We start from the raw sequence: 17019 nt of genomic DNA on the forward strand, positions 1-17019 counted from the left end.
CACCCGGCCTGCCGGTGGCCGGCACGCCGGCCGCGCACCCGTCGGTCCGTGCGGCGACGTAGGCTGGCCGCATGACCGCCGACCGCGGGAGCGGGGAGTCGCACGGGTCCGTGCGGCCGCCGGTCGCGCTCGCCTTCGCGAGCATGGCGTTCGCCGCGCTGGTCATCTTCGGGCTCGGCATGACGAGCCTCGCCACCGGGGAGGCCGTCATCGCGACACCGGGCCTCGGGCAGGTGCCGGGGATCGCGGGGGTCGTGTGCGCGCTCCTCGCCTTCGCCGGCGGGCTGTGGGCGGCCATCGGCAGGGCCGAGGAGCGGCATCCGTCCTTCTGGGGCGCCGCCTGGACGACGGCCGCGAGCTTCCTGGCCTACATCGGCGGGGTGTGGCTCGGCTCCCTCTTCACCGGCGCCGACCTCGGCGTCGCGACCGGGGTGGCGGGCCGCCTCGCGACCTCCTGGTTCGGCCTGGCGGTCGCCGCGTCGGCCTTCGTGTGCGCGTGGTCGGGCATCGCCCTCGTCCGCACCCGGGCACGGCGGCCGCGATGGCCGTGGGAGGACGAGTACGACGAATGACGCCGCCCGAACCGCGACGTCAGCGCGGGATCCGGGCGCGCGCGAGGGCCTCGTACTAGCGTTGTGCAGGTGGAGCGGTCCCTCGAGACCCAGGTCAGCCAGGCGGTGGACGCCTGGCTGGCGTGGCTGCCGCGCTGGGAGCCGGCCACCCACCGCGGCCGGACGGCCCCGTGCCGCCGGTGCTTCGGGTCCCCCGTGCTGTCGGCGGCGGGGATCGGGGCCGACGTCCCGCACGGCGTGCAGCACGGGCTCTCGACCCGGATCAAGACGATCGTCGATCGTGCCGTCGCCGAGTACACCGCGCTGAACCTCCCGATGCTGCAGGCCGAGCTCGACCAGCAGGCGGCGCGCAACCGCGCGCGCAGCTACCGGCCCGCCGAAGGCCTCGACCCCGAGTTCGAGGGTCTCCCGCTCGATCCCGACCCCCTCCCGGGCGCCCCGTTCCTCTTCACCGTCGCCGGGCTCGCCGAGGAGGCCGACGCCGACGTGCCCGCGCTGCCGCCGCTGAGCGAGGAGGCCAAGGCGGCGCTCCGTCAGGAGGTGGGGCTGGCCGACGACTACGCCAACATGGTCGGCCGCGAGGTGTGCACGATCCTGCTGCATCACCGGCTGCGGATCCAGGGGGCCATCGCCGAATTCGTCGAGCCGCAGATCGAGGCCATGCTGGCCGATCTGACGAAGTCGCTCGACGCGCCGTTCGACCCGCACGAACCGGGCGACGGCCACCGGCCGGACTGACGGCGCCCCCTTCCGCGAAGGGCGGCGCAGGCGGCGGGGATGCCCTCCACACGGCGGGGCGCGGAGCGCGGGTACGCGCAGGTGGTTTTGTTAGCATGGCCAGGTTTGTTGCCGCCTCTGCGGCGCGGGTCGTGCACAGGAGCGGACGGGGGATGCGGTGGCCACACGGCTCCCCTCGGCGCCTCCGATCCTCCCGGGCCTCGCCTACATCCGGCCGCTCGGCTCGGGCGGCTTCGCCGACGTCTTCCTGTACGAGCAGGACATGCCCCGCCGCAACGTCGCGGTGAAGGTGCTGCCCAGCGACGTGCGCGACCCCGAGCTGCGGCGCATGTTCAACGCCGAGGCCGACGTCCTGGCGCATCTGTCGGCGCATCCGTCGATCGTCACCGTGTATCAGGCGAGCATCTCCGCCGACGGTCGGCCGTACATCGTCATGGAGTTCTGCCCGGGGTCGCTGGCGCAGCGGTACCGCGTCGAGCGGATCCCCGTCGCGGAGGTGCTGACGATCGGGGTGCGCATGGCCAGCGCCCTCGAATCCGCCCACCGCGCGGGCCTCATCCACCGCGACGTGAAGCCCAGCAACATCCTCATCACGACGTTCGGCACTCCCGTGCTGGCCGACTTCGGCATCTCGGCCTCGCTGCAGCGCAGGAGCGGCGGCGAGGTGCTCGCGATGTCCATCCCGTGGAGCGCGCCGGAGGTCGTCGCCGAGCAGACCAGCGGCACCGTCGCCAGCGAGGTGTGGAGCCTGGGAGCGACGGTGTACTCGCTGCTGGCCGGGCACAGCCCGTTCGAGCGCCGCGAGCGCGGCCAGAACACCAAGGAGCTCCTCCGCCGCCGCATCGCGCGCGCCACGTACGTCGAGATCCCCCGCGCCGACGTGCCCCCCGCCCTGCAGAGCGTCCTCGCCCGTGCGATGAGTCGCGATCCGGGTCGCCGCTACGAGTCGGCCCGCGCCTTCGGCGAGGCGCTGCGCGACGTGCAGGCGGGGCTCGGCCTCTCGCCGACGCCGCTGGAGGTGCCCGGCACCGAGTGGGCGCCGGCATCCGTCCCCGTCGACTTCGCGGACTCGGGCCTGCGGGGTCCCGCCCGTTCGCGCGTCGACCGCGAGGTCACCCGCAAGGTCCGCGGCGGGGTCGAGCTCACGTCGCTCGCCCGCGACGAGGACACCGACATCTCGGCGCCCGCCGGCGGCCGCACCGCTGCCGTGCTGCCGTGGGTCGTGGGCATCGGCGCCGGTCTCGCCGTGGGCGCCGGCGCCGTCGTGGTGGCGCTCCTGGCCGCAGGGGTGCTGTGATGCGACGCGGGACGATCGCCGGGCTGGTGGCGACCGGCGCGGTCGTGGCGACGGTGATCGGGGTCAGCGTGGCATGGCCCGGGCTGGACGCGCAGGAGACGCCGGACGTCGACACCGCGGTGTGGGCGCTGCAGACCGGCGACGGCCGCCGCTACGCCCGCGTGAACACCTCGGTCGGCGAGCTGGACACGGTCCGCAGCATCAGCAACCCCGACCAGGTCGTGCAGACGGGGGAGGCCGCGTACCTGTTCAGCGACAGCTACAGCACGCTGACCCGCATCGACGCGGCCATGCCGGCCGATCTCGACGCGGAGGCGCTGCGGTCGTCGCAGAAGACGCCGCCGGGAACGACCGAGGCGGTGACCGCCGGCGACTACGTCGCCTATCTGACCGACTCGGGCGCCGTGTACGCGGGGCGGCTCTCGAGCGGGACCGCGGTGCAGGTCGATCCGTTCCGCTCGGGCGACGAGGACGCACCGCAGTACACCGCGGATGCCATCGCCGTCGATGCGCGGGGAATGCTCTTCGCCTACTCATCCGACGACGACTCGGTGATGCGCTACGACGTGCGCGCCGGCGACGTCCGCGAGCGGGAGCGCCTCGACGCCGACGGGCTGGGGGATCCTGCCATCACCGCGGCCGGCGACACGTGGGCCGTGATCGACACGGAGGACGGCGATGTGTGGCTGCGCGGCCAGGACGGACCCGCTCCCGCCCCCACCACCGGCGCCGTCGTGGTCGGCGCCCCGGATCCCGACGGCTCGGCGGTGCATCTGGCCGACGAGACCGCCCTGGTGCGGGTGCCGGCCGACGGTTCCGCGATGACCCGGGAGGTCGGCGGCTCCGACGGCGTCGTGCTGGGGACGCCCGCGCAGCCGGTCACCCACGACGGCGTGACCTACGCCGCATGGCTCGGACAGGGGGATGCCGGCGGACGGCTGTGGCGATCGGACGGCGCGGACATCCTGCTGGACTACGGGCAGCGTGAGCTCGGCGACGAGATCCGGCCGGTCTTCGTGGCGAGCGGCTCCGCGGTCATCCTTAACGACACCCGGTCGGGGTGGGCGTGGTCGGTGCCCGACGGCGAGCTGATCGCCTCCAGCCAGGACTGGAGCCTGGATGACCGGACCGATCCGGAGGCGGTGCCGAGCGAGGAGCAGCTGCAGGTCGTGCTGGATCCGAAGCCGCCGATCGCGGAGCCCGACGCCTTTGGCGTCCGCGCCGGCACCCTCGCGTCGCTGCCGGTCCTGCTGAACGACCACGACCCGAATGAGGACGTGCTCACGATCGATCCGGAGTCGGTGAGCGGGCTCGACCCGGCGTTCGGCGCGGTGACGGTCACCGACGATCGCCAGCGCTTCGCGGTGCGCGTGCAGCCCGGTGCGACCGGGTCGGCGACCTTCACCTACGCCGTCACGGACGGCACGACCGAGGGGGGACTGACGTCGGAGCCCACCACCGTCACGGTCACGGCAGCGGGCCCGGACGCCGACTCCGCCCCCGAGTGGTGCGGCGTCGAGCGCTGCCTCGTCGAATGGCCCCGGCCGGAGGTCGCCCGCGGCGGGACCGTGACCGTCCCCGTCCTGCCCGGCTGGGTCGACCCGGAGGGCGACCCGCTGCTCCTGCTGTCGGTCCAGAACACGACGGGACCCGGCAGCGTGGCGGCGACGCCGGGCGGCGAGGTGGTCTATCAGCACAGCGACAGCGGGGACGGCGGCGAGCAGCTGATCGAGCTGGCCGTGACCGTGGCCGACACCCGCGGCCGCACCACGGTGAAGGCCCTGACGATCACCGTGTCGCCGCAGCCGGAGCTGGCCGCCCAGTCGTTCGCCGTCACCGACACGGTCGCCTCGGCGATCACCGTCGATGTCGCCGACCACGTCACCGGCACGGCGGGGATGCTGTCGCTGGACTCCGTCCGCGTGCTCGACGACGCCGCCGCGACGGCGACCGTCATCGGCGGCTCGACGTCCTTCGACTTCAGCGCGCGCACACCTGGCACCTTCCGCGTCGACTTCACGGTCACCGACGGCACCAGCGAGGCGACCGGCACCGTGCGCATCACGCTGCTGCCCGCGGACGCCCCGGCGGAGCTCGCGACCTCGCCGGTGGTGGCGTTCGTGCACCCCCAGCAGGACGCGACCCTCGAGGTGTTCGATGCGGTCTCCAACCCGACGCGGCGCGTGCTGCTGCTGAGCGACGTGGTCGCCAGAGCGGATGCCGGAGCCACGCTGTCCGTCGACGCCGTGGGGCAGAACCACCTCCGGGTGGCGGGCACCACCGCGGACGGCGCGGCGGGCCGGCTCGGCACCGTCTCGTACGTGGTGAGCGACGGCACGGAGGACGCCGGGTCGAGCGTGACGGGCGAGGCGACGGTGTATCTGCTCCCACCCGCGCCCGAGCTCGCACCGATCGCCGTCGACGACACCGTGGTGGTGCGCGCGGGCGCGCAGATCGACATCCCCGTGCTCGACAACGACATCTCCCCGGCCGGGGGACGGCCGACCCTCAACGCCGCGTCGGTCCGGTCCTCCACCGACGTCGCGCTGGCCTTCGGCTCGGGCGACCTGCTGCGCTACCTCGCCCCCGGCGAGCCGGGGGAGTACGCCGTCGAGTACTCGGTGTTCACGACGGGCGCGCCCGCGCTCGCCGACACCGCCGTCGTGCGGGTGCGGGTGATCGACGACGACGCGAACCGCGCACCGGCGGCCGACACGCTGGAGGGGCGCGTGCTGAGCGGCCAGTCCGCGCTCATCGAGTTCGACGGCTTCGGCGCCGACCCCGACGGCGACGTCGTCACCCTCGACCGCATCGTGTCGCAGCCCGAGCGGGGCGCGGCCACCATCACGGCGGACGGGACGTCGATCCTGTACACCAGCGTGGCCGGCGACAGCGGTCAGGTCTCCTTCCGCTACCGCGTGGTCGACGCGTTCGGGGACACCGCCGAGGGCACCGCGCGCGTCGGCGTCCTCGACGGCGAGGCCAACCCGAGTCCGGTGACCTTCACGGACTACGTGCAGGTGCAGGCGGGCGAGGGCAGCACGATCCGGGTCAGCCCGCTGTCGAACGACGTCGACCCGACGATGGGCGAGCTGCGGGTGACGGGCATCCGTCCCGATGTCCCCGCGACGTTGATCGACGGCAGCGAGAATCCCGAGTTCGCCCGCCTGGAGCAGCGGATCGCAGAGGCCGACGACACCACGGTCGTGATCGAGGCCGGGGACGATCCGGGGACGATGTCGTTCCTCTACGACGTCGAGTCGTCGTCGGGCAACACCGGGCGAGGACTCATCGTGGTCCGCGTCGTGCGCGAGAGCGTGCCGGACTATCCGATCGTGGCCGACACCGTCCTCACCGTCGAGACCCGCGACGACTTCCGCCGCGGTGTCGACGTGCTCGAGGGCAAGGTGACGTGGTCGGGCGGCGACGTCGGCGATCTCGAGGTCTCGCTGTGGGGCGCGCAGAGCGGCGTCTCGGTGACCGGCTCCCGGCTGCGGGGCGAGCTGCCCGCGACCACGCGGCTGATCCCCTTCGCGGTGACCGGCCAGGGCACCTCCGGCGAGGTCGTGACCTACGGCTTCCTCCGCGTCCCGGGCGATGACGACGTGGCGCTCACGCTGCGCGCCGGTGCCGCGTCGGCCCAGGTCGCGGAGCTGGAGTCGACCACGTTCGACATGGGCGACCTGGTGGCCCGCCCGCGGGGCACGGCCGTGGAGGTCGGCGGCGACGTGCGGGCCTCCGGGGCACGCCCCGAGGCCCGGTGCGCCGTCGAATCGGGCACGGCCGTGCGCTACGACGCCGGGGCGGGCGCGCCGTGGGTCGACGCCTGCCAGGTGCCGGTGCGCCTCGTGGGCGACGAGGACTGGACGCTCATCTCGGTGCCCCTCACCGTCGTTCCGCGCGATCCGCAGCCCGAGCTGCGCCCGGGTTCCATCGCGGTGGGGCCGGGCGAGACGGCTTCGTTCGACCTGCGCAACATGACCACGTGGCAGCTGCGCGAGGACTGGGCCGGCATCGAGTACGCCGTCCAGTACGACGGCACCGCGTTCGACGTCGTGCAGGAGGGGTCGGTCCTCACCGTGACGGGGGCCGATCGCGCCCTGCCGGGCTCGGAGGAGGCGGTCCTCGTCTCCATCACCAGCCACACCTCGGTGACGCCCGCGCGCCTCATCCTGAGGGTGGGTGCCGCGCCGTCCACCCTCCCGCAGGGTGGGTCGGTCGTGCAGCAGTGCTCGCAGGCCGCGGGCGGCTCGTGCACCATCGGGGTGATCGGCGCGAGCGGCGAGGTCAACCCGCTGCCGCGGACGCCGCTCGAGGTCGTCGCGGTGCGGCCGACCGGCGCGTGCGCGGGCGTGGGCTTCCAGGTGGCGTCGGCGACGTCCATCACGGCGACGTGGACGGCGGATGCCCCGGGGGCGACGTGCACCGCGACCTTCTCGGTGCGCGACGCGCAGGGTCGTGTGACGAACTCGGAGCGGGACGGCCGCGTGATGCTGGACCTGCTCGGGTACCCCAAGCCGCCGGCGAGCCTGGTGCAGACCGCCTATGCCGACGAGACGGTGACCCTCCGCGTGGATCCCGGTGAGGCGCGGCTGGCGTACCCCGGACTGTCGGGCTTCGTGGTCCGTGCCGCCGGGCAGGACGCCGTGCGATGCTCGGCGGACGGCGTGTGCCCGCCGATCTCCGCTCCGAACGGCGAACCGCGCACCTACGAGGTCAGGGCCGTCAACGCCGTCGGCGAGTCGCGCGGGAGCGTGCGCACCGTCGCGTGGGCCTACGACGCCCCGCTGCGGCCGGAGAGCGTCACCGCCGCCCCGGTCGTCACGGGCGACGGCACCGGCGGCGTCGTCTCGCTCGCCATCGAGGGGATCGACACGGCCGAGACCGGAAGCCTCGAGATCTCCAGCCCCGCCGGCGAGGTCATCCGCGTGCCGGTCGGCCCCAACCAGACGCGGGTCGACGTTCGTTCCTACCGGGTGGGAAGCAACACCTCGTCGCCGGTGACGGTGACGCCGTACTCCCGCTTCGACCTGCCTCCCGGCCTCGGAGGCAGTGCGTCCGGCGCGGCCGCGACGGTGCAGGCGAACGGGATCGGCAGCCCGCTCTCGCCGCAGCTGACACTCAGCTCGGCGTCCGACGGGGACGGCACGTCGACCGTGACCGCCCGCGCCGCCGCGACGGCGAACGGCGACGGATCGCGCCTGCGCTACGGGATCGTGCAGGACGGCCGGCGCTGCACCGTGCTCGAGGACGGCGAGACGGCGACGTTCCCCGGCCTCGCCGACGGCGAGGAGTACGCCTTCCGCATGTGCGTCGAATCGTGGTGGGACGGCACGTCGTTCGGGCACGCAGAGGCGACCGCGACCGTGCGGGCGCACCAGTCCGGCCGGGCGCCGGAGGGGTGGACGTTCGTCGTCGACGGCAGGCCGGACGTGTCGGAGCAGCGGGCCGACTGGGTGATCCGCGACGAGCCGACGACGACCGAGCGTCTCCCCAACCGCAACCGCGCAGAGTTCCAGGGCTGGGGCCCGGGCACGAGCGTCTTCGGGCGCGATCCGGTCATCCAGGTGCGCTACGTCCACGAGTTCTGGGGCACCGCGACGGGCTGGTCCACAGTGCGCCCGCGCGCGGGCAGCGCGCCGTACCAGGTGCAGGCGACGTGGCAGGTCGACTCGTGCGTCGGGGGGTCGCCCCTCACCGCGAGCGGACGGTCCTCCAACGCGCCGGACGGGTCGTCGGCGGCGTTCACGTTCGGCAACGGGGGTCTGCGCTACTTCGACGCCGAGGGCCGCCCGCTCGCCCATGAGGCCGGCACGTGGAACGTCCCCGTCGGCGCCGCGAGCGTCGAGGGCGTCGCGGTCACCGCCGCGTGGGACGCCCAGGGCTGGGGCCTCGCACCGGCCAGCACGACGTTCTCCGGCTCGTGCCAGCCGAACAACGGCAACCCTCCGGCACCCTGACCCCCGGGCATCCGCCCCTCCCATCCCGATCCCCGGGCCCACGACGAAGGACACGACATGACCATCACCCAGGAGCAGGCCGACTGGTTCGCGCAGACGTTCGGGCAGATCGCCGACAACGTCGAGCGCGCCGTGCTCGGCAAGCGCCACGTGGTGGAGCTCGTCCTGACGGCGATGCTGAGCGACGGGCACGTGCTGCTGGAGGACGTGCCGGGAACGGGCAAGACGTCGCTCGCGCGTGCCATGGCGCAGTCGGTGCAGGGAACCAACACCCGCATCCAGTTCACCCCCGACCTCCTCCCGAGCGACATCACGGGGCTCAGCGTGTACGACCAGAAGGAGGGCGTGTTCGAGTTCCACGCGGGCCCGATCTTCGCCAACATCGTCCTCGCCGACGAGATCAACCGCGCGAGCCCCAAGACGCAGTCCGCGCTGCTGGAGGTCATGGAGGAGGGCCGGGTGACCATCGACGGCGTGTCGCGCGAGGTCGGCGTGCCCTTCCTCGTGCTCGCGACGCAGAACCCCGTCGAGCAGGCGGGCACGTACCGGCTGCCCGAGGCGCAGCTCGACCGCTTCATGATGCGCACCTCGCTCGGCTACCCCGACCACGCCGCGACGGTGCGGATCCTCGACGGCGCGGCGATCGCCACGGCGGACCTGACCCCGATCATCACGCCGCAGGCCCTCATCGGCATGGCCGACCTCGCCGCCCAGGTGTACGTGGACGCCCTCGTGCTGGACTACATCGCGCGCCTCGTGGAGGGCACCCGCACGGCCGACGAGGTGCGGCTGGGCGTCAGCATCCGCGGCGCGCTCGCCCTCACGCGCGCGGCACGCACGCGCGCCGCCTCGCAGGGACGCGTGTACGCGACGCCCGACGACGTCAAGACGCTCGCCGTGCCGGTCCTCTCCCACCGCCTGATCCTGCACGCCGAGGCCGAGTTCGACGGCGTCACGCCCGAGACCGTGGTCGGACAGGTGCTGCTGGATGTCGTACCGCCCGCGAGGCGCGAAGCGGTATGAGCACCGCCCGGCAGCGAGACGCGGTGGGGTCCGCCCCGGCGCGGCTCACCCGCACGGCCCAGTCCACGGGGACGACGGGCCGGACGCTCACGACCGCCACGGCGACCGCGACGAGCGTGGCCCCATCGGGCCGCGGACGCGCGTTCGTGCGGTTGGCGGTGCGGGGGACACGGGTCTGGCGCGCGGCCGGTGCGGCGATCGGGGCCGCCGCGGAATGGGCGGGCGACACGATCCGGCCGGCGGGCGTCCTCGTGGCCGTCGCCGCCACAGCGGGGATGGTGCTGGGCATCGTCTTCGGCTGGGTCGAGTTCATGGTCGCGGGGGCGGCATCCCTCCTCCTGCTCCTCGCGGCCGTGCCGTTCCTGTTCGGCGCCCGCGCGTACGACGTCGACCTCTCGCTGACGCACGAGCGGGTCGTCGCCGGCGCCGGCGTGCACGGCAGCATCGCCGTCCGCAACGACGGCCACCGCATCGCCCTCCCCGGCCGCATCGACGTCCCCGTCGGTGCCGGTCTCGTGGAGTTCGGCGTGCCGCTGCTGCGTCCGGGGCACGCCGTCGATCAGCCGCTGGACATCCCGGGCCTGCGTCGCGGGATCGTGCGGGTGGGTCCGGCGACGACCGTGCGCAGCGACCCGATCGGGCTGCTGCGTCGCGAGCACTCGTTCCACGACGTGCACGACGTCTACGTGCACCCGAGGACGACCTCGCTGCCGTCCTCGAGCGCGGGACTCATCCGCGACCTCGAGGGCAGCCCGACGCGGCGCCTCGTCGACGCCGACATGTCGTTCCACGCGATCCGCGAGTACGCGCCCGGTGACTCCCGCCGTCAGATCCACTGGCGCTCGACGGCGAAGACCGGCCGGCTGATGGTGCGCCAGTACGAGGAGTCCCGGCGATCGCGCATGGCCGTCGTGCTCGCCGTGGCCGAGGCGGAGTACGCCGACGCCGACGAGTTCGAGCTGGCCGTCTCGTGCGCCGCATCGCTCGGGCTGCGCGCCGTGCACGACGCCCGCGACGTGCAGATCGTGACCGGCTCCGAGATCCCCCGCGTCGTGCGCGGTCGCCTCCGTGCGATCACCCGGATCCCCGCCGCCGCGCCCCGCCCCATGCTCGACGGCTTCAGCGGCGTCGTCCTGCTGGACGGCACGATGCCGGTGGCCGAGGTCTGCCGCCTGACGGCGGAGTCGACGGAGCGCCTCTCGATCGCGTTCGTCGTGGTGGGGTCCGCCGTCTCGCTGTCGCGTCTCCAGCAGGCGGCACTCGCGTTCCCCGCCGACACCGCCGTCGTCGGCGTCATCTGCGACGAGCGCTCGCATCCGCGCATGCAGCCGCTCTCGGGCATGACCGTGCTGACCGTCGGCACCCTCGACGACCTGTCCGGTCTCCTCCTGCGTGGGGCCGCCTCGTGAGCGCCCGGGAGCCGGCGACGGGAGGTGCGCCTCCGGCGCGGGAGGGGACGGATGCCGCGCCCCGCGGCGACGGCGGCGCGCTCGGGCTGCGCGGGTCGTGGTGGGCGCCCCGCATCGCGGCCGGCGTCGTGTTCACGGTGCTCATCGCGACGATCGCCGCGGTCGCGGCCTGGCCGATCTACCGCTCCGGCGGGCTCGTGGTCCTCGTCATCGCCGGCGTCGTCACCGGCGGCGCGATCGCCGCCGTGGCGCGCGCCCGGCGCTGGAGCGGCTGGATCGTCGCGGCCCTGCTGTCGGCGGCGGTGCTGGTGCTCGGGATCCCGCTCGCCGTGCCGTCGCGCCTGGGCGGGCCGAGCGAGCTGGCGCGCGGGCTCACCGAGCTCGCGAGCGGGCTGCTGTTCGGCTGGAAGGACCTGCTCACGGTCGAGCTGCCCGTCGGCGCGTACCGCAACCTCCTCGTGCCGGCGCTGGTGGTGTTCCTCATCGGGACGTGCGTCGTGCTCCTCCTCGCCTGGCGCGAGGACCGCGTCGCCTACGCGGCGGTGCCCGTCGCCCTCGTCATGGTGACGTTCGGGCTGTTCTTCGGACGCACCACCGTGAGCGCGCCCCTCGTCCTCGGCCCGGTCGTCCTCCACGCACCGCTCGAGACCGCGGTCGGCGTCGCGGGCCTCACGACCTGCCTGCTGTGGCTGGCCTGGCGCACCCACGACGAGCGCGTGCGCGCGCTGCAGCGCGCCGCGGCATCCAGCGGCGTCCGCATCTCGCGTCGTCCCTCTGCGGCGGACCGCCGGCGCACGGCGCTCGGCGCGTCGATGGTCGCGGGGGCTCTCGTCATCGCCGTCGTCGTCGTGCCGTTCGCCGCCCGCGGGGCGGAGCGCGAGGTCCTGCGCTCGGCGGTCGGCCCCGACATCGACGTCTCGGCCGAGGTCAGCCCGCTGTCGGAGTACCGCGCCCTGTACGCCGACGACCGGGCCGACGACGTGCTCTTCACCGTCGAGCCGGTCTCGGGCGCCCTGCCCGAGCGGCTGCGCATCGCGACCCTCGACGCGTATGACGGCGAGGTCTTCCGCTCCGGCGGCGAGGGCGCCGTCGAGGCCGGTCGCTTCGTGCGCGTGCCGTCGTCGCTGGACGCCGGGGACGGCTCGGCCGTCGTCGCCCGCATCCGCATCGACGACTGGGACGGCATCTGGATGCCGACGCTCGGCCGGCTGTCCGCCGTCGAGTTCGCCGGCGAGAGGGCGGCATCCCTGGCCGACGGCTTCTACTACAACGCGTCGGCGTCGGCCGGTGTGCAGACCGCCGCCGGCGGCCTCCGAGGCGGCGATCGCTACGTCGTCCGCGGCGTCCAGCCCGCGACGGACGATCTCGCCGGACTCGAGGCGCCGGGCAGCCCCGGCGGGGTCGCGGCGCCCGAGAGCCTGCGGGCGTGGATCGGCGAGCACGCGACCGGCGCGGACGGCGAGGCCCTCGCGGGCCTGGTGACGCTGCTGCGCGAGCGCGGCTACCTGAGCCACGGACTCACGCAGGACGAGGCGACGCCGGCCTGGGCCCGGGCGCTCCCCGACTACCGGTTCCAGCCGAGCGCATCGGGGCACTCGCTGGCCCGGATCGAGACGATGTTCGCCCGGCTGCTCGAGCGCGAGAGCGACCCGCGCGCGGCGGCATCCGGGAACTACGTCGCGGCGATCGGGGACGACGAGCAGTTCGCGGTCGCGACGGCCCTCATCGCCCGCGAGCTGGGCTTCCCGTCGCGCGTCGTGCTGGGCGCCCGCCTGTCGTCGGCCGAGCCCGGTCTCGCGACGTGCGACGACGGCGCGTGCCGTGCCCGGGACCTCTCGGCCTGGGTCGAGGTGCAGTCGGCCGACGGCGAGTGGGTGCCCGTCGACGTCACGCCGCAGTTCGCGCAGTCGCCGAGCCTCGAGGTCACCGAGCAGCGCGACCCGGAGAACGTGACGGAGGTGCGACCGGAGACCGTCGAGGAGGTCGTGCCGCCCGATCCCGCGCAGGAGGACACGGTCGACGATCAGGCGACCGACGAGGGCGCGGGCCTGGACCTTGCGTGGCTGTGGCCGGCGCTGCGGACGGCCGGCATCGCGCTGCTCGTGGCGGCGCTGGTCCTCGGCCCGTTCCTCGTGGTGCTGGGGGCGAAGGCGGCGCGCCGCCGCGGCCGCCGACGGGCTCGGAGCCCGGCGTCGCGCGTCGCGGGCGGCTGGGACGAGTACGTCGACGCGGCGCTGGACAGTGGCCGCCCGCTGCCCCGCGCGGGCACCCGCACGGAGCTGGCCGTCGCCTTCGACACGCCTGCCGGGATCGCCCTGGCGCGCGACGCCGATCGCGCGGTCTTCTCCCACGCCGCCGTATCGGACGAGGAAGCCCGCCGCTACTGGGATGCTGTAGACGCGGAGCGGCGCGCTCTGCGTCGCGCAAGGGGCTTCTGGCGAGGGGTCCGCGCGACCGTATCGTTGAAATCGTTGGTCCGCCCGCTGGCGCCCGAGAAGCGCGTCGGCACGAGATTCGCCGAAAGGGGGAGACGCCGGGCCGAGCCCGTGCGTCCCACGCCATGAACGCCACCGATGCCACTGGAGCGCTCTTCGGATCGCTGACCAGCCTGCTGCTGTTCGCCGGCCTCTACGTCTGGACGGCCCTCGCGCTCTCGGCGGTGTTCCGCAAGTCCGGCGTCGAGCCGTGGCAGGCGTGGGTCCCCGTGCTCAACCTCGTGGTGCTGCTGCGCCTCGCCGGCCTCTCGCCCTGGCTCCTGCTCCTCGCCCTCATCCCCTTCCTCGGCTGGATCCCGCTGCTGGTGGTGTTCGCGCTGGCCGTCTACCGCCTCAGCGTCGCGTTCGGCTTCGGTGCGGGGATGACGGTGCTGGCCATCCTCGCCTTCCCGGTGTGGGCCTCCGTCGTGGGCTGGGGGAGCGCGCGCTGGGTGGGCTGGGAGCAGAGCGGCTCCGGGGTGCGCCGCTCCTCCGACGCCGGTCTCCCGCCGCTGCCCCCGTTCGCCTCCACCACCCCGCACGCCGACACGGGTGCGTTCCCGCCGGCACCGCCCGCACCGGCCGCCGCGTCCGCCTTCGCGCCGCCGCCGGCTCCCGTCGCGACTCCGTCGCCCGCTGCGGCGTCGTCTCCCGCCGCGGACTGGCCGTCCGCCGGGGCCTCGCCGTCCGTCGAACGCGTCGCCCCCAGCTCGGCGGCGGACGCGTCGCCGGTCGCCCGGTCCGGTACCGGCCGTGCCGAGGACGGACGCGCGCCGCGCGCGGACGTCGCTCCGCCCGCCGGTGGATGGGCGCCGCCGCCCCTGCCGGGGCGTCCCGTCGCCACCACGCCGGCCCCCGCCGGTCGCGCGGACGACGCCGATCCGTGGCAGGGCTTCGCACTGGACTCGACCGATCACGGCGACGAGGTGACTGGGGCGTTCCCCGGCGCGCCCGCCCCGATCTCCGCCGTCCCGGCCGTCCCGGCAGCCGAGGCCCCCGCCGCGCCCGCTCCGGCGACTCCCGCCGGGCCGGCGCTGCCGCCGGCCGAGCCGGACGCCGACGCCGCCGCGCCGGCTCCGCTCGCGGCTCCCACGGCGCCGCTCCCGGCGGCGTCGGTGCCGGCCGCTCCGGTCCCCGCGGCGCGCGAGGAGTCGGCCGCGCCCGTGACCGACGAGGCCGACGACGTCTCCGCGCAGCCGCCCGTCACCCGGGTGCCCGCCGCCGCCCCCGGCCGCGACGGCTACGGGGGCTGGGCCCCGACCCGCTCTGCGGTGGACGACGCGGATGCGTTCCCCGAGGCATCCGGGCCGGTGTCGGCCGTCTACGGCGCCCCCGACGCGGGTGCACCGCGCGCGGCCCGCTCGTCGGTGTCGGCCTTCCACGGCAAGCCCGAGATCCCCGACGAGGACGACATCGACGCCCTCGACCAGACGATCATCGCCCGCCGCAAGCGCAGCGACTGGACGCTCGTGCCGCCCGCCGGCGAACCGGTGGCGCTGTCGGCCGACGTGGTGATCCTCGGCCGCCGGCCGGCGAGGGACCCCGAGTTCCCGCAGGCGCAGCTCGTCGCCATCCAGGACGGCACCGTGTCCAAGACCCACGCCCGGCTGCGGCTGCGCGACGACCGCTGGTACGTCACCGACCTCGACTCCACGAACGGCGTGCTGTTCGCCACCGTCATGGGCACCGAGGTCGAGGTCCCTCGCGGTGAAGAGGTCGAGGCCGGCGACCGGTTCCTGCTCGGCGACGCGGAGGTGCGCCTCCAGCGGAGCGACGGGTGATCGACCCCGACGACGAGCGCACCGCCTGGTCGCGGCGCAGGGGGCCCGCCGAGCCGGTCGACGATGTCACGGTGCCGCGTGCCGGCGCTCGCGGCGCCGCGTCGGCCGCCACCGGGGACGCGGTCGCCCCGGCCGCAGCGGAACCCGGCGAGCAGCCGACCGCGTCCGACGCGCCGCCGGGACCGCGGCGCCGCGGACCGGCGGAACCCCTCGACGAGTCGACGAGCACGCGCCTGCGCTCACGCGGACGCATCGACGCCGCCACCACGCAGACCGAGCATCGCGGAGCCGGCGCGGCCGCCCCGCCGCAGGAGGTGGGCGGCGACGTGCCGGCGGTCGGCGGGCGAGTGGCCCATGGCCCCTCGACGGCCGAGGCGTACCGGGCACGCGCCCTCCCGGCCACCCCGCCGAGGACGCGGGAACCGCAGCCGCGCTCGCCGCAGGCGTTCGTCGACACCGCGGCCGCAGCGGCCCGCGAGCGGCGGCGGACGCGTCGGCGAGCCGTGCTGCTGGTGGCCGCGGCATCCGTCTGCGCCCTCCTGGCGGTGACCGCGCTGGTCGCGCTGCTGACGATCGGCTGACCGTCAGGGGCGCGCGTTTGCCCACCCCCCGAAACCCACGTATCATAGATCGGGTGTGCGCTCACGCGCGCCGTCAACCGTGCCTCGGTGCGGCGAACGGTGTGGGCGCCGCATCTCAGGGACCGGCCTGCGAACAGGCCGCCCCCACGGCATATCCATCACACAAAGCGCGGAAGTCATTCTGCCGCGCCGATGGATCCACGTGAGCCCGCAGCGTCATGGATCGAAAGATCCGGATGCCGCGGGGGAGACCACGACGCTGTCACCGTGCAGCACAACAAGGAGAGAACGTGCCAACCATTCAGCAGTTGGTTCGCAAGGGCCGCTCGCCCAAGGTCGCGAAGACCAAGGCGCCCGCGCTCAAGGCGAACCCGCAGCAGGCGGGTGTCTGCACCCGCGTGTACACCACCACCCCGAAGAAGCCGAACTCGGCGATGCGCAAGGTCGCCCGTGTGAAGCTCCGCAACGGCACCGAGGTCACCGCCTACATCCCCGGCGAGGGCCACAACCTGCAGGAGCACTCGCTCGTGCTGGTCCGCGGCGGTCGTGTGAAGGACCTCCCCGGTGTCCGCTACAAGATCATCCGCGGTGCGCTCGACACCCAGGCTGTCAAGAACCGTAAGCAGGCCCGCAGCCGCTACGGCGCGAAGAAGGGCTGAGAAAGATGCCTCGTAAGGGACCCGCCCCGAAGCGCCCCGTCGTCAACGACCCGGTGTACGGCGCCCCCGTCGTCACCCAGCTCGTCAACAAGATCCTCGTCGACGGCAAGAAGTCGCTCGCCGAGTCGATCGTCTACGGCGCCCTCCGCGGCGTCGAGGCCAAGAACGGCCAGGACGCCGTCGCCACCCTCAAGAAGGCCCTCGACAACGTGCGCCCGACCCTCGAGGTCAAGTCGCGCCGCGTCGGCGGCTCGACCTACCAGGTGCCGGTCGAGGTCAAGCCTCACCGCGCCAACACGCTCGCCCTCCGCTGGCTCGTGAGCTACGCCAAGGGCCGTCGTGAGAAGACGATGACCGAGCGCCTCCAGAACGAGATCCTGGACGCCTCGAACGGCCTCGGTGCCGCGGTCAAGCGCCGCGAGGACACCCACAAGATGGCCGAGTCGAACCGCGCCTTCGCGCACTACCGCTGGTAACCAGCATCCCGCCGCTCCCGTGACCCACGGGAGCGGCGGACCCCCCGAA

The 17019-nt window shown here is 74.4% G+C and carries 11 protein-coding genes; all 11 read left to right on the plus strand.

Going from position 1 to position 17019, the window contains the following annotated elements; genetic code table 11:
- Nucleotides 1–71 precede the first annotated feature (71 nt).
- Nucleotides 72–572: a hypothetical protein gene (locus ACWGUG_RS05450; protein ID WP_378883912.1), complete on the plus strand. Its 501-nt coding sequence runs from the start codon at nucleotides 72–74 to the stop codon at nucleotides 570–572.
- A gap of 69 nt (nucleotides 573–641) precedes the next feature.
- Nucleotides 642–1310, plus strand: coding sequence for a spermidine/putrescine ABC transporter substrate-binding protein (locus tag ACWGUG_RS05455; RefSeq protein ID WP_336393550.1), 669 nt, complete (start codon nucleotides 642–644; stop codon nucleotides 1308–1310).
- Between the two features lie 157 nt (nucleotides 1311–1467).
- A complete protein-coding gene (locus ACWGUG_RS05460; protein ID WP_452324061.1) occupies nucleotides 1468–2607 on the plus strand; it encodes a serine/threonine-protein kinase in 1140 nt (379 codons plus the stop codon).
- Nucleotides 2607–8567 carry an Ig-like domain-containing protein gene (locus ACWGUG_RS05465; protein WP_452324062.1) on the plus strand — a complete coding sequence of 1987 codons (5961 nt, stop codon included), beginning with the start codon at nucleotides 2607–2609 and terminating at the stop codon, nucleotides 8565–8567. Before ACWGUG_RS05460 ends, ACWGUG_RS05465 begins: the two co-directional genes overlap by 1 nt.
- 57 nt (nucleotides 8568–8624) lie before the next feature.
- A complete protein-coding gene (locus ACWGUG_RS05470; protein ID WP_452324063.1) occupies nucleotides 8625–9590 on the plus strand; it encodes an AAA family ATPase in 966 nt (321 codons plus the stop codon).
- Nucleotides 9587–10999 carry a DUF58 domain-containing protein gene (locus tag ACWGUG_RS05475; RefSeq protein WP_452324064.1) on the plus strand — a complete coding sequence of 471 codons (1413 nt, stop codon included), beginning with the start codon at nucleotides 9587–9589 and terminating at the stop codon, nucleotides 10997–10999. The genes ACWGUG_RS05470 and ACWGUG_RS05475 overlap by 4 nt, the downstream gene beginning before the upstream one ends.
- On the plus strand, nucleotides 10996–13563 hold the full coding sequence (locus ACWGUG_RS05480) for a transglutaminaseTgpA domain-containing protein (RefSeq protein ID WP_452324065.1): 2568 nt from the start codon (nucleotides 10996–10998) through the stop codon (nucleotides 13561–13563). Before ACWGUG_RS05475 ends, ACWGUG_RS05480 begins: the two co-directional genes overlap by 4 nt.
- The gene (locus ACWGUG_RS05485) at nucleotides 13560–15254 is read left to right on the plus strand and encodes a DUF5684 domain-containing protein (protein WP_452324066.1); all 1695 of its coding nucleotides are present in this window, start codon (nucleotides 13560–13562) and stop codon (nucleotides 15252–15254) included. The genes ACWGUG_RS05480 and ACWGUG_RS05485 overlap by 4 nt, the downstream gene beginning before the upstream one ends.
- Nucleotides 15251–15835: a hypothetical protein gene (locus tag ACWGUG_RS05490; protein WP_452324067.1), complete on the plus strand. Its 585-nt coding sequence runs from the start codon at nucleotides 15251–15253 to the stop codon at nucleotides 15833–15835. The genes ACWGUG_RS05485 and ACWGUG_RS05490 overlap by 4 nt, the downstream gene beginning before the upstream one ends.
- Nucleotides 15836–16125: 290 nt before the next feature.
- Nucleotides 16126–16494, plus strand: coding sequence for a 30S ribosomal protein S12 (gene rpsL / locus ACWGUG_RS05495; protein ID WP_106816548.1), 369 nt, complete (start codon nucleotides 16126–16128; stop codon nucleotides 16492–16494).
- A gap of 5 nt (nucleotides 16495–16499) precedes the next feature.
- A complete protein-coding gene (gene rpsG, locus ACWGUG_RS05500) occupies nucleotides 16500–16970 on the plus strand; it encodes a 30S ribosomal protein S7 (RefSeq protein WP_106816549.1) in 471 nt (156 codons plus the stop codon).
- Nucleotides 16971–17019 lie beyond the last annotated feature (49 nt).

The organism is Microbacterium sp. NPDC055455, from assembly GCF_053619935.1.

Excerpts from the sequence above, each read along its gene's own strand:
- ACWGUG_RS05485 (WP_452324066.1), top strand. The coding sequence starts at position 13,560 with ATGAACGCCACCGATGCCACTGGAGCGCTCTTCGGATCGCTGACCAGC.
- ACWGUG_RS05450 (WP_378883912.1), top strand. The coding sequence starts at position 72 with ATGACCGCCGACCGCGGGAGCGGGGAGTCGCACGGGTCCGTGCGGCCG.
- ACWGUG_RS05470 (WP_452324063.1), top strand. The coding sequence starts at position 8,625 with ATGACCATCACCCAGGAGCAGGCCGACTGGTTCGCGCAGACGTTCGGG.
- rpsG (WP_106816549.1), top strand. The coding sequence starts at position 16,500 with ATGCCTCGTAAGGGACCCGCCCCGAAGCGCCCCGTCGTCAACGACCCG.
- ACWGUG_RS05465 (WP_452324062.1), top strand. The coding sequence starts at position 2,607 with ATGCGACGCGGGACGATCGCCGGGCTGGTGGCGACCGGCGCGGTCGTG.
- ACWGUG_RS05475 (WP_452324064.1), top strand. The coding sequence starts at position 9,587 with ATGAGCACCGCCCGGCAGCGAGACGCGGTGGGGTCCGCCCCGGCGCGG.